Below are 14947 nucleotides of genomic sequence, written 5' to 3'. Positions count from 1 at the left end.
ATCCCTGCGTGGGCAGGTATCTATAATATCTAATAGTCTTTAGACTATTTTTTTAGATTCCCGCCGCAGCTCGAATGACATCGAGGCTGCTTAAGTTGACACTCCCATAAGACATTGGAGGTAAAATTAATGGCTAGTTATTATTTATGGTTTAAAGCATTCCATCTTGTATCAGCAATTTCTTGGATGATAGGTTTACTATACCTGCCAAGATTATATGTCTACCACACTAAAGTTGTAGTAGGTAGTGAAACTGACAAGATGTTTCAGTTAATGGAAAGCAGGTTACTCAGAATCATTATGAATCCGGCTATGATCAGCACTTATACCTTAGGTATAATTAACAGTTATATATACGGATTAGTAGCTTTAGGAACATGGTTTTACGTAAAAATGACAGCAGTTCTAGGTATCACTATTCTTCATGGTTTATTAGCTAGATGGAGGAAAAATTTTGTTGACGGCAAAAATAATCATTCTGAAAGATTTTACCGTACCATTAATGAAGTACCAGCACTGTTGATGATAGTGGCTGTTGTTATGGTAATTGTAAAACCATTTGATTAACATATTTTCTGCTTTATTATTTATATTACTGATTTCTAATCGTGATGCATATAACAACATGGGTGATGTCACCCCTGCGTAGGCAGGGGTCTAAAATATCTAATAGTCTTCTTGGCTATTTTTTTTGTTGATATAATAAATTTAAAATCTCTTTGGAGCTAATCTTGCCGTGAGGCTTAACCCTAGTTAAAGCTTCCACTTGACTAGCCACTGTACTTCCAAAAATGTAAGCAATCATCTTTTCAGTAAGTTTTGTATCTTCGATAGTATCATGCAGTATACTGGTAACAACCATGTCAGTTCTGAAATATCTTGGAATTTCTGATGCTGCATATTCCGCTACCATATATGCTACTTCAATCGGATGCGAGTAATAGGGTTCGCCTGACTGCCTCATTTGGCTACCGTGATATTTTTTTGCGTAATAAATAGCTTTTTTAACTTCGTCAATATCTATTGGCTGGTTTACTTCCTCATTTATCTTACAGAGTTTGTTCAGTAACCTAGTAGTATATTGACAAGATTCATACTTTGAGTTGTCCCAATAGTTAATATCTTCCATAAAAAATCATAATATTTTAAATAGCTATACAAGTTAAACTAAAAATTAGAATATTACTAGGAATTTATTATATTTTTTTGAAAAAGATCAATATTTTTGCATTTTGTTGTTGTTTATCTATTAGTGCTTCTGCTAATTAGTGTATAGTATATGGTATACTCAAATGACCTGAGAATGAATTTCAATGCAAGTTGCCAAAATATTATTGCCATTAGCTAAGCTTTTTCCGTTGGATTATTTAATTCCAAATGAATTAAAATTAGCTATAGGAGATTTAGTAGTTGTCCCCTTTAGGAATAAAGAATTAACGGGTATAGTTTGGCAATTAGATACTGAAGTTTCAGAGAACACTAGTAAAATTAAATCTATTAAACATAAAGTGCCACTTGAATTTAGGTTTAATCAGGAAATATTTAATTTAATTAAATGGGCTGCTAATTATTATATGACTTCACTTGGTTCGGTTGCCAAGTTGGCTTTGCCTATCGATATTGCCCAGCAACCTATAAAAATAAAGCATCAAGAATTAAACAAAGATTTTATTTTGCCAACTCTTTCAGTAGAGCAACAAGAAGCACTTTCTCTATTAAGTCAATCGGATAAACCATCAATTATTAAGGGAGTAACCGGATCAGGTAAAACAGAAATTTACTTTCATCTATTGGCTGATTATTTGAAGCAAGGTAACCAAATATTGATAATGTTACCAGAAATTGCTTTAAGTCAGCAAATTATAAATCGTTTTACAGCACGCTTTGGCTTTCAGCCAGTAATATGGAATTCTGCAGTTACTAAAGCTCAGAAAAAGATGATTTTAAGAGGTTTGCTCAACAATGAAATTAAAATTATAATTGGTGCTAGAAGCAGTTTATTTCTACCGTATAGTAATCTTGGATTAATTATTATTGATGAAGAGCATGATAGTTCTTATAAGCAAGATGATGGTATATTATATAATGCTCGCGATGTGGCGGTATTGCGGGGAAGCTTATCCAAAATAAAAGTAGTATTATGCTCGGCTACTCCGTCTATTGAAACAATTTTTAACGCAAGTACAAATAAGTATCAATTAATTGAATTGTCAAATCGTTACCGGGAGGCGACTTTGCCAGAAATTCAAATAATTGATATGAAAAAGGAGAAATTATCAAAAAATTCTTACTTATCTAAGGAGTTAATAGCATTAATTGGTAAAAAGCTAGCAAGCAAAGAGCAGGTGTTATTATTTTTGAATCGTAGGGGTTATGCCCCTTTGATGTTATGTAAACTTTGTGGTTATCGTTTTACTTGTAATTCTTGCTCTGCTTGGTTAGTGGTACATAAATCTAGCAAAAAACTTGAATGTCACCATTGTGGTTATCAAAGTAGGATTCATATTTTTTGTCCTGATTGTCGGGAAGAAGACTCTTTAACTGTTTGTGGTCCTGGGATTGAAAGAATTGAAGAAGAAACTAGGCATCTTTTTCCCGATAATAAAATTGCGGTAATTAGCAAAGATTATGCCCAAAAACCTGAAAAGATCCGCGAATTACTATATAAAATGGAGCATTCTGAGGTTGATATTCTAATTGGTACTCAGATGATTACTAAAGGTTATCACTTTCCTAACCTTACTTTAGTAGGTGTTGTTGATGCTGATCTTGGGACTATTGGTGGTGGAGACTTGCGATCAAGTGAACGCAATTATCAACTACTTCATCAAGTAGGAGGTAGGGCAGGAAGAGAAGATAAAAAAGGTCTAGTATTAATGCAAACTTATTATCCAGATAATGCTATATTTAGTTATATAAAAAATGGAGGAGATCAGTTTTTACAATATGAACTTGCAACAAGGCAAGCAGAGAATATGCCTCCTTTCACCAAAATGGCATCAATAATTTTGTCTGGGAAAAATGAGCATAAAGTGCTTGAAATATCCAAAACTCTAGTTGCAATTGCACCAAAAAGTTCAGCTAGAATACTCGGGCCATCTAGTGCATTAATGTTTAAATTAGCAGGAAAGTTTCGCTACCGTATTCTAATCATAGTGGATAGGAAATTTAATTTACAAAAATTTTTACAAACATGGTTAAGTTTAATCAAAATCCCTTCTTTTTGTCATTTGAAAGTGGATATAGATCCTAAGAGTTTTTATTGATATTACTCTCACGATTATGCAAGTAAAAGCTTTAGCTTAGTACTACAGTTGTAGTTATTCACAATGTCGTCATCCCCGTGAAGGCTTTGCCCGTGTGGATCACTAGTATGTCATTCCCGCTTCGGTCAGGAATCCATAATATCTAATAACCTCAGTTCGATATAAGAATTAATAATTCTTATATCGAACTGAGGTTGAATAGTCTTCTTGGTTATTTTTTAGACCCCTGCTTTCGCAGGGGTGGCATCACCCTCTAATAAGGATGATACTAAGTTTAATATTAACTTGTTACATCGATATACTCTTCTACTTTGAAGAATTGTTTTTTGAAAATATCAGGAACTCGCGTACTCATGTACTAAATGTACACCTAGTTCGCTCGCCCCTCATTTTCAAATCCAATTCGTAGGATCATTCGAGTATACTTGAGGTTAAATAAGTTATAAATATTTTTGTTTGAGATAGTTTAAAAATATTTCTGATTGAATTTTATCTTCACCTGTAGCGTTTTTAATTAATTTGCCGGTGCTTTTTAAGGACCCATAGCTTCTAAGATTGTCATTCAAGAATTGGTTTACACCATTGAATTCTCCTCTTGTTATTTCCTTTTTTATATTGTGATTAACTTCCTGTGCTTTTTTCATGACCATTGAAGCAATAATTGCTCCATTAGTATAGGATGGAAAATAACCAAAACTACCCATTGGCCAATGTATATCTTGTAAGCATCCGTCTTTATCGTTTTGTGGAGTAATGCCTAAATATTCCTGCATCTTATTATTCCAATAATGTGGGAGATCATCTAAAGTTAGATCTCCACTAATTAATAATTCTTCTAGTTCAAACCTAACTATTACATGCATTGGATAAGTCACTTCATCTGCTTCTACTCTAATAAAACTAGGTTTGACTCTTGTCATTAATTTGTAAAGATTTTCTGCAGAATATTCTAGTCCTTTGAATGCAAATTCATCCTTAAGTAGCTTTGATAGATATTGACAAAATTCCCCTGACCTACCTACTTGCATTTCCATAAATAAAGATTGACTTTCATGGACAGCCATACCTTTAGCCTTACCTACTGGTTGGTTTTTATATTTATTGGGCAAATTTTGTTCATATAAAGCATGACCAGTTTCATGCATAATCCCCATAATCCCTGAAATAAAATTATGTTCATCATATCTATTAGTTAATCTAATATCATCAGGAGTACCCATACAAAATGGGTGAGCTGATTCATCTAATCTACCTTTAGTGCAGTCAAACCCCATTATTGCCATAAGTCTTTTGGCAATTAGTTTTTGCTGTTCTTTATTAATACTATCAACTATAGGCAGAACATGTTCTTGGCTTTGTTTTTCTACTATCTGAGCAATTAATTGTGGTATGGTTTTTTTTATATTATTAAAAACTACTTTAATTTCATCTAGTTTACGATCAGGGTCATATGTATCAAGTAAAGCATCATATTTAGTACAATTTAATATTGCAGCTTTAGATTTCGCCATTTCTTGTACGCAATCTAATACTGTTTGTAGGTAAGGTTTAAGTGATAGGTAATCATTATTTTTTCTAGCATTCCGCCAGATTAACTCACATTTTGCACTAGCAGTGACATATTTTTTCCTTAAATCATCATCTATACAGCTAGATTCAACGATCCGTCTTTTTGTTTCTTGTAAATTTGCTAATTGCCAAATATCTAGCATATTTAGGTTTTCAGAAACAGCTTCTACTAATTCAGCAAGTTTTTTTGACTGTAATCTAGAATGTGCCATGGAAGATAACAGTGATATTTCGTTTGTTCTACTATCAATTGCTCCTTGCGGAATATTTACTGCGATATCCCAATAAAGTATATTAATCACGTTATTAATTTGAGAGATTTGCTCTAATTCTTGCTCTAATAATGTATAATGTTTCATACAATTTTCCCTACTTATAATAAGTTATTCTAACTATTTTTATAGTATACTAATATTAACAAAATAACTATAATAAATATACTATTTTGCTTCCAACAATTGATCATTATGAAAAATACATATTACATTACTACACCGATTTATTATGTCAATGATATACCTCACATAGGGCATGCTTATACAAGTGTTACGTCTGACGTAATAGCAAGATTTATGCGTTTATCAGGTAAAGAGGTGATGTTTCTGACCGGTACTGATGAACATGGTCAAAAGGTAGAAAAATCTGCTATTGCCAAAAATGTTGAACCACAAATATTTACCGATACAGTATCTGAAACTTTTCGTACATTAATGCACTCAATGAACATTTCTAATGATGATTTTATTAGAACTACAGAAGCTAGACACAAACAAGCGGTAAGTAGTCTATGGCAAAAATTGCTGGATAGTGGCAATATTTACCTTGATAGCTATAAAGGCTGGTACTCGACGCGCGATGAGGCTTTTTATGATGAATCAGAATTAACAGAAGATGGGCTAGCTCCAACTAAAGCTCCTGTTGAATGGCTTGAAGAACCAAGTTACTTTTTTGCCCTATCAAAATGGCAAGATAAATTATTAGATTTTTACGATGCCAATCCTGATTTTATCAGACCAAATACTAGACGTAATGAAGTTATTAGTTTTGTCAAATCAGGGTTGCATGATCTATCCATATCACGTTCTAGTTTTAAGTGGGGGATTAAAGTACCAAATGACGAAAAGCACGTAATATATGTATGGCTTGATGCACTAACCAACTATATTTCGGCTTTAGGATATCCAAATGATACAAGCCAGTATAACAAATTTTGGCCGGCTGATGTTCATATAGTCGGGAAAGATATATTACGCTTTCATGCCGTATACTGGCCAGCATTTTTGATGGCAGCTGGCTTACCGCTACCAAAATGTGTTATGGCACATGGGTGGTGGACTAATGAAGGGCAAAAAATTTCGAAATCTATAGGGAATGTAATTGATCCATTGCAATTAATAAAAGAATTTGGTTTAGATCCAGTTAGGTATTATTTAATGAGAGAGGTAATATTTGGCTCAGATGGTAATTATTCTCGTAGTAGCTTAATCAATAGAGTTAATAGCGAGCTATCTAATAAAATTGGTAATTTATTGCAAAGAACCCTAGCCTTTGTTTATAATAACAATGAGGCAAAAATTCCGTCAATTAGCAAGGAATCTATCGATAGCATTTATGAGTCATTTTTAATGAAGCTATCCCACCAAATTATATCAGAAAATTCACTGTTCATTAAGACTTTTGCTATTAATTCTGTGTTAGAAAATATTATTACTTTAACCGAAGAAGCCAATATTTACATAGATCGAGAAGCCCCTTGGCAGTTAAAAAAAACTGATCCTGTAAGGATGAATGAGGTGTTATATACGCTACTTGAGACACTAAGATATATTGCTGTAATGTTACAACCATTTATCCCTGATTCGGCTAATAAAATGCTTGATCAGCTTGGTGTACCAAAAAGTCAGAGAATGTTTAAACATTTAACAAAGGAGTTTACTTTAGCTCTAGGTAGTAACATTAACCAGCCAGAGCCGATATTTCCAAGATTTCAGGATAATACTCGATGAAAATAGAAGTCTATTCTAGTTATTTCTTGTAGCTATATATTGTAGTTCTTAAACTATGTATGGTCTTAAAACCTAGATAAACGGAAATACGCTCAATAATTATCTGTTGATGAAATGATAGTTCTAAGGCGATGCTCGAATTTTCCACTTGTACATGTAAAATATTTATTCTCTGTCCTTTCTCTTTAGGGCTAGATATTTTTAACGGGCTAGTTTTGGTACTAAATTTCGGTCCAACAATCTTGCTCCAATTAATCATAATTTCTGCAAGCAATGGGTGCTGTTTACCAAAGATTCGTCTAATAATTATGTTGATGTCATGGCTGAGCGGTTTCATGGGCAAAATTAATTATTGTAACCATTACTACTAATATAGCAAAGATAATTGATAATAAAGGAAAATACAGAGAAATAATTGATAATACCATGAGTAATATATTGCATATTATAATTCTACTCACTACTTCCCTATGACTCTTACCATTTCTGACTGCTTTTTGAAAAAAATGCTTTAAATGAGGTTGCCAAATTTTCTCCTTATTAACTAGTCTAATTAGTATGGTTAATCCTCCATCTGCTAGGTAGTATAAGCTAGCAATAGATGAAGCAACAAACAAATGAACACTAGATGCTGAAATAAGTAGCAAACATAAACCTAATAAAAATCCTAAGCTTATACTACCTACGTCTCCTAGAAAGATTTTAGCAGGATGCCAGTTAAATATCAAAAAACCTATGGAACATGCTAATATAATGATGTTAAGTACAATTATAAAATTTATATTTATTATTATATCAGATTTTAGATAACAAAGTATCAATATAGTAATCGATAAATGAATAGATTCAGCACCACTAATGCCATCTATTCCATCAAGAAAATTATAAATATTTAAAAAGACAATCAATCCTATTATAGATAGCACAAAATCAATATATAAAGGTAATTCATGATGAAACAATACTGCTGGAGATAAAAATAAAAAAATGGCTATTGTAGAACAAATTATGTGAAAGATTAGTCTTACAAATATCGGAATAGAAATAAGATCATCTAAAAATGAAATGGTAGAAATGATCAGCAGTAAAGGTACAATTTTAATTGAGTTTATCAGAGTTTTTGCCCCAAAATATTCATAGGCGATAAGAGCAATTATTACCACTATAACTATCGCAAGCCCACCTCCTCTTGGTGTGATTCTACTATGTACTCTACGTGGATCTGGTATATCCACCACTCCAAAAGATGGAAGGCTAGAAATCAATAGCCAAGTAAGAAAGCTTGTTGCTATAAAAGATAATAAAAACAAAAAACTATAATTAATAAAGTTACTCATAATAGCATATTAGACTTAAAACTGAAATATTCATTGGCTGTAATAATTACGTGGTCATGAACCGATATATTCATATTAGCACAAGTTTCTACTATTTTGTGTGTTAGTTCAATATCAGTATTTGAAGGCTTACTAACACCACTTGGATGATTATGCACCAATATAATTGCACCAGCTTCATTAAATAAAGCTCTTTTAATTATTTCTCTTGGATATATTGTTGCCTGATCTATAGTGCCTTGGCTTAAAACTTCATCAGCAATTAGGACATTCTTTTTATTTAAAAATAAGATACGAAATTGTTCTGTCTTCATGCTACCCATCGTTGCTTTTAGATAGTCTATTAGAACGTTCCAAGAACTAATTACATTTTGATTTATTACTTTTTGTTTTAGCATTCTGTTAGTTAGTTCACGCATAATGACAAAATTTACATATAAATTATCATTAGTTCCTTTAATATTAAGCAATTTCTCTTTATCTGTATTTATTAAATTAGCGAGACTACCAAATTGTGTTAATAATTCCTTTGCTAATGGTTTTACATCTTTTCTAGGTATTACAAAAAATAATATCATTTCAAGTAATTCATAATCTGCAAGATTTTCTGCAGAAACAATAATACGTTGTTTTAGGCGTTGTCTATGCCCAATATAATGGGGTATATCATCTTTCATATTTAGTTTTACAATAAGTCTGTTTTATAAGGTGGATGTATCAAATGTTTTGGTGATAAAGTAAAAATGTCAAAACCATCTTTGGTTACGCCTAAACTATGCTCAAATTGTGCTGATAATGACTTATCACTTGTTGTGACTGTCCAACCGTCTAATTTACTTAGATGAGTGGAGTGATGTCCAGCATTTACCATTGGTTCAATAGTAAAAAACATACCTTCCTCCAAGACCAAGCCAGTGCCAGCTTTGCCATAATGTAGAACTGTCGGTTCTGTATGAAATATACGCCCTATCCCGTGCCCAGTATAATTTCTAACAACTGAATAATTATGTTTTTCAACATAAGTTTGTATAGCATTTCCGATATCTCCTAAATGTACTCCTGGTTTTACTAGTTCAATTCCTATCATCATAGCATCATAAGTAACCTGCACTAAGCGTCTTGCTTTAATTCCTACATCACCAACATAATACATTCTACTAGTATCACCATACCATCCATCGACAATTACAGTAACGTCGATATTGATTATATCGCCATTTTTAAGGAGTTTATCATTTGGAATACCATGGCATACTACATGATTAACAGAAGTACAAATTGATTTTGGAAACCCATTATAGTTTAAAGGTGCAGGGATTGCATTATTAGACACAATAAACTCATGGCAAAGATCATTTAAATAGATCGTACTCACTCCTGGTTTTACGTAATCAGTAATAAAATCTAGGGTTTCTGCAGCAAGTTTGCCTGCAATATGCATTTTCTTAAAGTTTTCTAGTGTATGAATTGTTATGGTCATAAAATAATTAACTTTTTTTATTAAAATCATCTATTAAAAGCATAGATAACCCGATTGATGTTATACCATTTCCCATTATTAACTACGCTATTTAGTGCTACAGTTGTAGTACTAATGTCAAAACGATGTCATCCCAGCGAAAGCTGGGATCTAATAATGTTTAATAGTCTTTTAGGCTATTTTTTTAGATTCCCGCCGTTGCTAAGAATGACAGCTCTAGGTAGTAACTACAACTGTAGTATTAGCGTAGTTAAGAATGGGAAATGGTATTACTCCGTTATTGCTAGGAGGCGTGAGCCGACGAAGCAATCCATTTCTAACAACTTTTATGGATTGCTTCGTGCTACTAAAGTAGCTCCTCGCAATGACGTTGGGTAAAAATATTCCAGTCTATTAGCGAGACCACGTGAGTGTAGTGGCAATCCACATTTATTAGATTGCTTCGTCACATTCGGCTTCTTGCTAATAGACGTCAATTTACTACGACTAGATGCTATCGGGTTAGCTATATAAATATATACTAAATTTCTACTTTTTAAATTATTATTTGAATTTCATTGAATCTTTTTCAATGGTTCTTACCTTATAAAAGCTATAAGATAGGGTTATTGTATCCACATCATTCATTTCTTTATCTTCCTCAAAATCAGAGTCTATAAAAAATGTCACTGGCATCAACATTTTTTCTCCTGCTTTTAATAACTGTTCTTCAAAACAAAAACAATGTATTTTAACAAAATATTTACCAGCTTTATTAGGTGTAACATTATAAACGAAAGTTCCTATTATATCATCGTTACTTAGATTTTCAGACTCATAAAAAATTAGTGTATTTTGTCCTAAGGTAACTTTAGACCTCCTTTGCTTAGGAATAAATCGCCAAGGTAATTTACTGTCAACATTGGAATCAAATTCTATAGTTATGGTTCTAGTTCCTTTTTTAGGAGAATATATATTGAGTTCCTGTCTTGTGGTAGTGCCACCATATCCAGTGACTTTACAAAATAAATTGTAAATTGGTATTGATGCAAAGCTTAGAAAAACCATGCTAAGTACTAAACTAACTAGGGCTAAGGCAAAATTTCTATTAGATTTTTGTAACACTATGTTGCTCTCTTTTTGTAAAAATTCAAATTTCAATTTTTTACAAGAAGTCTATTTAAAATATTTTAAACTTATGATATTATGTACCCATTCTAGTATATCCTTAAGTAAAGGAATCTATTTTAAAGGTATTATATGACTAACAAAATCAGTGTGCCAGTAATTTCTGCAGAATCAGGGTTTTATCAATATTTGCAAAAGATCAATAAAGTTCCGTCACTTTCACAAGAGGAAGAATTTCTACTTGCCAAAGCCTATCTTGAGCAGAATGACCTAGAAGCTGCTCATAAGCTAGTAACTAGCCACTTGAAATTGGTAGCAAAAATTGCCATTAGATATAGAAATTATGGGCTACCTCTAAATGAGCTTGTGTCAGAAGGGAATTTAGGTCTTATGCAAGCAGTAAAGAAATATAATCCTGATTTAGGTTTTCGCTTGTCTACTTATGCTTTGTGGTGGATTAAAGCTTCAATCCATGAATATGTCCTAAGATCTTGGTCTTTGGTTAAAATGGGTACTACGGCAGCACAAAAAAAGTTATTTTTTAGCCTTGGTAAAATTAAGCATAAAATCACTAACCTATATTCAAGAGCTGTTACAGATCAAGATTTTGTTCAAATTGCTCAAGAACTTGGAGTGACTAAGCATGAAGTTAGTGAAATGAATTCTAGGTTATCTGGTTCAGACTTATCATTGAATAATTTGGTAAATAGTGGAAATGATAACAGTGATAGCGAACTAATTGAATTTTTACCGGAAACTCGTCCAAGCCAAGAGCTCAGATTAATTAGCCACGAGGATTCTGTTAACAAACATAATTTGTTAACACAAGCGATGAAGATATTAAATGATCGTGAATTACATATTCTCACTGAGCGTAAATTAAAAGATTCTCCAAAAACTCTTGATACTCTTAGTATAGAATATAAAATCTCTAAGGAAAGAATTAGGCAGATTGAAAACACAGCATTTGAGAAAGTGAAAAACTTTATATTGCAACAGATGCCAAAAGCTGTTTAAGGGTTTATGCATAACTCATAATACGCGAATTCGGGATAAGAATTAACTAATTCTTATCCCGAATTGGGGTATAATGTGGCTAAAACAACGTCATTTAGTATACTCAGATGGTTTTATAACATTTAAATTAAATATTAATTCATGAAAGCAGTTTCTATACATTTATTGATTATTTTGATTTCTACGCAAGTATTTGCTGGAAATCAAATTACTAGAAAAGGTTTGAAATTTGATTCATCTAATGATTGCACAGAAAGATTAGATATTTTGGAGAAAGAGAATCAACACTTACTTGGCAGAGTCGAAATAATTGAACATACTATTGCCAAATTAGAGAGAATTTTAGCCTCTACAAAACAAGAGGTAATAAGTTCTGAGGATACCAGTACAGCAAAAAATTTAGCAGATGATTCTATAGTTAGCGATGTCTTTGAAATACCAGCTACTAAAGAAGTACAAAAAGAAGTTGCGTCGTATGATATTGCAAAACCCATCTCGGGGATAGCAAAAGATAAGCAACTTTATGACTTAGCACTTGCCTCTTTAAAAGATAATAAATTAACCGATGCAGAAGAAAAATTTGCAAATTTTTTAAAAAATTACTCTAATAGTCCTTTGGTAAGTAATGCATATTTTTGGTACGGAGAATCTTTTTTTAGACGTAATATGTTTGATAAAGCGGCTATAAATTATCTAAAAGGTTACAAGCAATCACCAAAAGGCTCTAAAGCTTCTGACTCATTGTTAAAATTAGCATTATCTCTTGGGGAATTGAAGAAAATACAAGAGGCATGTTCTATTCTTGATAAACTTGAAACAGAATTTCCGAGTAGATCAGCTACATCAATAAAAAGAGCTAAGGATGCAAGAACCAAATTTGCTTGTAAGCGTTAGGTTCTTATGAACAAAAAGGTAAATAATAATGACTGACATTTTAGAAGAAGTCTTAAATGATAAAAATGAAGAAAAGAAACTTTATTACTTTAAAAAACTTCTTCCTATAACTATAATACTCGCACTAATAGTTGTATTATTTATGCTAATAAACAATTGGCTTGATGGTAAGAAAATAAAGAATAATCAAAAGACAGGTGATATTTTAGTTAAGTCTATGTCGCTTATCAATGACAATAAAGACCTAACCATAAAGTCGTTGGATAATTTAATTGAAACAAGTAATAATAAAGTAGGAGAGCTTGCTGCTATCGAACAAGTCAGTATAAAAATACAACAAGGAGATTTTATAGAGGCTAGAACTTTATTAAAGAAAATTATTGATAACAAGAATTATGCCGAATTAACAAGTGCATATGCACGTCTAGTTTGGTTAAGTTTAATGATAGACGAAACAAATTTATCTAATGTAAACATTAATGAAATTGAGGAATATTTAAATTATTTTGATGATGAGAATAAACCATTCTTTGGTACTGCAAATATTATCAAAGCAATTTGGTATATTAACAACAACTCAAAAGGTTTAGCAGAAAATACTTTGAAAAAGGTAATATCACTAGAAAGTACAACTCAAGTAGTTAAAGAGCAGGCTAAAGCTTTACTTTCAAACTTACAATAAACCTCAATTCGGGATAAGAATTAGTTAATTCTTATCCCGAATTGGCTTTAATATAAGGAAAAATGCATTCTTAAAGCGGCTAACGCGAATGCATTTTAAACCTTTCTAAAGCTAAAAACATGATTTTAATCTTTTAAAATCATGTTTTTAGCAAAATGGATTGCCACGCTCACATACGTTCGCTCGCAATGACATATACGTCTATAAAACGTCATTGCGAGGAGACCGTAGGTCGACGAAGCAATCTATAATTTCACCGAATTCGCGTAATAACAAAGGCTTAAATTATGATAAAACAACGATTAATTATTTTCTTACTACCGTTTATTCTAACTTCTTGCGGTCTTGGAGCTAAAAAGATTAAAAATATTGTAGAATTAACTCCTAGATTATCTGTAGAAAGTAATGAAACAATTCAAATAGATTCTACTGTAAAAACAAATATATTTAGCCCTGAACAGCTGCAAAATAAGGAATATACTGTTGCAAAATATAAAATAATATCAGAGCCAATTTTTAATAAAGCTGTTGCCTATACCATTGATACTAAAGGTAATATTTCCGCTTTTTCTATGAAAGATAAATCTATTATGTGGTCATATAATATCAGCACTAACAAGAGTGATTATTATGTTGGTGGAGGGATCTTATGCCACAATGATAAACTATATGTTACCTATGGTTCAAGATTCTTGGTAGTATTAGATAGTAGGTCAGGTCATGAAATAATCAGAAAAGAGTTGCCTGATATTACTAGAGTAAAACCGGTATTAATTAATAATCATACTATTGTAGTTCAAACAGTAACTAATCAAATATTAGCGATTAATATTGATAACTTAAATTTTGTTTGGCAACATGAAGGTGTAGTAGAAACTTTGTCATCAAGTTACCATGTTAGCCCAATAGTACAAAATAATCATGTAATAGTAAACTATAATTCAGGGCAAATTCTTGCTCTAGAAGCTAGTAGCGGTCAAGTGTTATGGACTAACGATTTATCTAGTCAGCAGGAAATAGGTTTACCAAATTTTGAGGCAGCATCTATATTATGCAAACCTATTGTCAATAACTCTCATATATATATAGCTAATAGTGCTGGTAAGATAGTAAAGTTAGATATCATGACGGGTAATATTCTTTGGCAAACCAAAGCTTATGATGTGCAATCCATGCTGTTAGCTGGTAATAGTTTATTTATAACAAATAATGCTGGACAAATAGCTGCTATAAGTACTGATTTTGGTAAAGTCAAGTTTGTAGCAGATCTAAATGATGGGAAAGATATTAAAAAAGTTAAAGCTGCATCATTCCTACCCCCTATAATTGGTAAGGTAGTTGAGACAAAAGAGTGGAATTTAAATATTATTTCCACTAAAGGTGAATTATATAGTTTCCAATCAGATGTTAATGGTAATTTAAGCACTACTCCACAGATTACTAAAATTACTAAAAATATTGAATATCATGGAAAAACCTGCTGTGGTAGTATGTATTTTGCTACTGATAAAAAAATTATGTTTGTCGAGTAGTCAAGAACTATGTTAAATATATATTTACATTTATCTTGACAAAATAGTGGTTATAAT

General features: G+C 31.9%; 14 protein-coding genes. 7 read left to right on the top strand and 7 right to left on the bottom strand.

Features of this window, described 5'->3' with window-relative positions; translation table 11 throughout:
• Positions 1 to 129 precede the first annotated feature (129 nt).
• Positions 130 to 567 carry a protoporphyrinogen oxidase HemJ gene (gene hemJ / locus AB3211_RS02305; protein WP_367364549.1) on the top strand — a complete coding sequence of 146 codons (438 nt, stop codon included), beginning with the start codon at positions 130 to 132 and terminating at the stop codon, positions 565 to 567.
• Positions 568 to 682: 115 nt separating this feature from the next.
• Here the strand turns inward: hemJ and AB3211_RS02300 are convergent, their stop codons facing one another.
• Entirely contained in the window at positions 683 to 1129 is a 447-nt protein-coding gene (locus tag AB3211_RS02300) for an HD domain-containing protein (RefSeq protein WP_367364548.1), read from the bottom strand.
• A gap of 184 nt (positions 1130 to 1313) precedes the next feature.
• On the opposite strand from AB3211_RS02300, the gene AB3211_RS02295 reads away from it, so the two are divergent.
• Entirely contained in the window at positions 1314 to 3266 is a 1953-nt protein-coding gene (locus AB3211_RS02295; protein WP_367364547.1) for a primosomal protein N', read from the top strand.
• 440 nt (positions 3267 to 3706) lie between these two features.
• Here the strand turns inward: AB3211_RS02295 and AB3211_RS02290 are convergent, their stop codons facing one another.
• Complete coding sequence (locus AB3211_RS02290; protein WP_367364546.1) at positions 3707 to 5194, bottom strand: carboxypeptidase M32; 1488 nt, start codon at positions 5192 to 5194, stop codon at positions 3707 to 3709.
• Between the two features lie 108 nt (positions 5195 to 5302).
• Here AB3211_RS02290 and metG point away from each other — a divergent pair, with 108 nt between their 5' ends.
• Entirely contained in the window at positions 5303 to 6841 is a 1539-nt protein-coding gene (gene metG / locus AB3211_RS02285) for a methionine--tRNA ligase (protein ID WP_367364545.1), read from the top strand.
• Between the two features lie 19 nt (positions 6842 to 6860).
• On the opposite strand, the gene AB3211_RS02280 is transcribed toward metG, so the two are convergent.
• The 5 genes from AB3211_RS02280 to AB3211_RS02260 form a co-directional block, all read right to left on the bottom strand.
• On the bottom strand, positions 6861 to 7178 hold the full coding sequence (locus AB3211_RS02280; RefSeq protein WP_367364544.1) for a DciA family protein: 318 nt from the start codon (positions 7176 to 7178) through the stop codon (positions 6861 to 6863).
• The gene (locus AB3211_RS02275) at positions 7159 to 8178 is read right to left on the bottom strand and encodes a UDP-phosphate alpha-N-acetylglucosaminyltransferase (RefSeq protein WP_367364543.1); all 1020 of its coding nucleotides are present in this window, start codon (positions 8176 to 8178) and stop codon (positions 7159 to 7161) included. Before AB3211_RS02275 ends, AB3211_RS02280 begins: the two co-directional genes overlap by 20 nt.
• Positions 8175 to 8855, bottom strand: a complete 681-nt coding sequence (gene radC / locus AB3211_RS02270) for a RadC family protein (protein WP_367364542.1) — start codon at positions 8853 to 8855, stop codon at positions 8175 to 8177. Before radC ends, AB3211_RS02275 begins: the two co-directional genes overlap by 4 nt.
• An 8-nt stretch (positions 8856 to 8863) precedes the next feature.
• The gene (map, locus tag AB3211_RS02265; RefSeq protein ID WP_367364541.1) at positions 8864 to 9658 is read right to left on the bottom strand and encodes a type I methionyl aminopeptidase; all 795 of its coding nucleotides are present in this window, start codon (positions 9656 to 9658) and stop codon (positions 8864 to 8866) included.
• A 543-nt stretch (positions 9659 to 10201) separates the two neighbouring features.
• Entirely contained in the window at positions 10202 to 10762 is a 561-nt protein-coding gene (locus AB3211_RS02260; protein ID WP_367364540.1) for a cytochrome c oxidase assembly protein, read from the bottom strand.
• Positions 10763 to 10897: 135 nt separating this feature from the next.
• Between AB3211_RS02260 and rpoH the strand changes: the two genes are divergently transcribed.
• The 4 genes from rpoH (at position 10898) to AB3211_RS02240 (ending at position 14890) form a co-directional block, all read left to right on the top strand.
• Positions 10898 to 11782, top strand: a complete 885-nt coding sequence (gene rpoH, locus AB3211_RS02255) for an RNA polymerase sigma factor RpoH (protein ID WP_367364539.1) — start codon at positions 10898 to 10900, stop codon at positions 11780 to 11782.
• 141 nt (positions 11783 to 11923) lie between these two features.
• Positions 11924 to 12676, top strand: a complete 753-nt coding sequence (gene ybgF / locus AB3211_RS02250) for a tol-pal system protein YbgF (RefSeq protein ID WP_367364538.1) — start codon at positions 11924 to 11926, stop codon at positions 12674 to 12676.
• Positions 12677 to 12704: 28 nt separating this feature from the next.
• On the top strand, positions 12705 to 13358 hold the full coding sequence (locus AB3211_RS02245) for a DUF2659 family protein (protein ID WP_367364537.1): 654 nt from the start codon (positions 12705 to 12707) through the stop codon (positions 13356 to 13358).
• A gap of 290 nt (positions 13359 to 13648) precedes the next feature.
• Positions 13649 to 14890, top strand: a complete 1242-nt coding sequence (locus AB3211_RS02240; protein WP_367364792.1) for a PQQ-binding-like beta-propeller repeat protein — start codon at positions 13649 to 13651, stop codon at positions 14888 to 14890.
• Positions 14891 to 14947: the final 57 nt, after the last annotated feature.

Source organism: Candidatus Tisiphia endosymbiont of Nedyus quadrimaculatus (assembly GCF_964059235.1).
Lineage (GTDB): Bacteria > Pseudomonadota > Alphaproteobacteria > Rickettsiales > Rickettsiaceae > Tisiphia.
The sequence above is the reverse complement of the archived record's forward strand: the minus strand, read 5'-3'. Positions and strand labels throughout refer to the sequence as shown.

Bases quoted from the DNA above. Each gene is read 5' to 3' on its own strand.
- ybgF (WP_367364538.1), top strand. From the start codon at position 11,924: ATGAAAGCAGTTTCTATACATTTATTGATTATTTTGATTTCTACGCAA.
- rpoH (WP_367364539.1), top strand. From the start codon at position 10,898: ATGACTAACAAAATCAGTGTGCCAGTAATTTCTGCAGAATCAGGGTTT.
- AB3211_RS02290 (WP_367364546.1), bottom strand. From the start codon at position 5,194: ATGAAACATTATACATTATTAGAGCAAGAATTAGAGCAAATCTCTCAA.
- hemJ (WP_367364549.1), top strand. From the start codon at position 130: ATGGCTAGTTATTATTTATGGTTTAAAGCATTCCATCTTGTATCAGCA.
- AB3211_RS02280 (WP_367364544.1), bottom strand. From the start codon at position 7,178: ATGAAACCGCTCAGCCATGACATCAACATAATTATTAGACGAATCTTT.
- radC (WP_367364542.1), bottom strand. From the start codon at position 8,855: ATGAAAGATGATATACCCCATTATATTGGGCATAGACAACGCCTAAAA.
- AB3211_RS02275 (WP_367364543.1), bottom strand. From the start codon at position 8,178: ATGAGTAACTTTATTAATTATAGTTTTTTGTTTTTATTATCTTTTATA.
- map (WP_367364541.1), bottom strand. From the start codon at position 9,658: ATGACCATAACAATTCATACACTAGAAAACTTTAAGAAAATGCATATT.
- AB3211_RS02245 (WP_367364537.1), top strand. From the start codon at position 12,705: ATGACTGACATTTTAGAAGAAGTCTTAAATGATAAAAATGAAGAAAAG.
- metG (WP_367364545.1), top strand. From the start codon at position 5,303: ATGAAAAATACATATTACATTACTACACCGATTTATTATGTCAATGAT.
- AB3211_RS02295 (WP_367364547.1), top strand. From the start codon at position 1,314: ATGCAAGTTGCCAAAATATTATTGCCATTAGCTAAGCTTTTTCCGTTG.
- AB3211_RS02300 (WP_367364548.1), bottom strand. From the start codon at position 1,129: ATGGAAGATATTAACTATTGGGACAACTCAAAGTATGAATCTTGTCAA.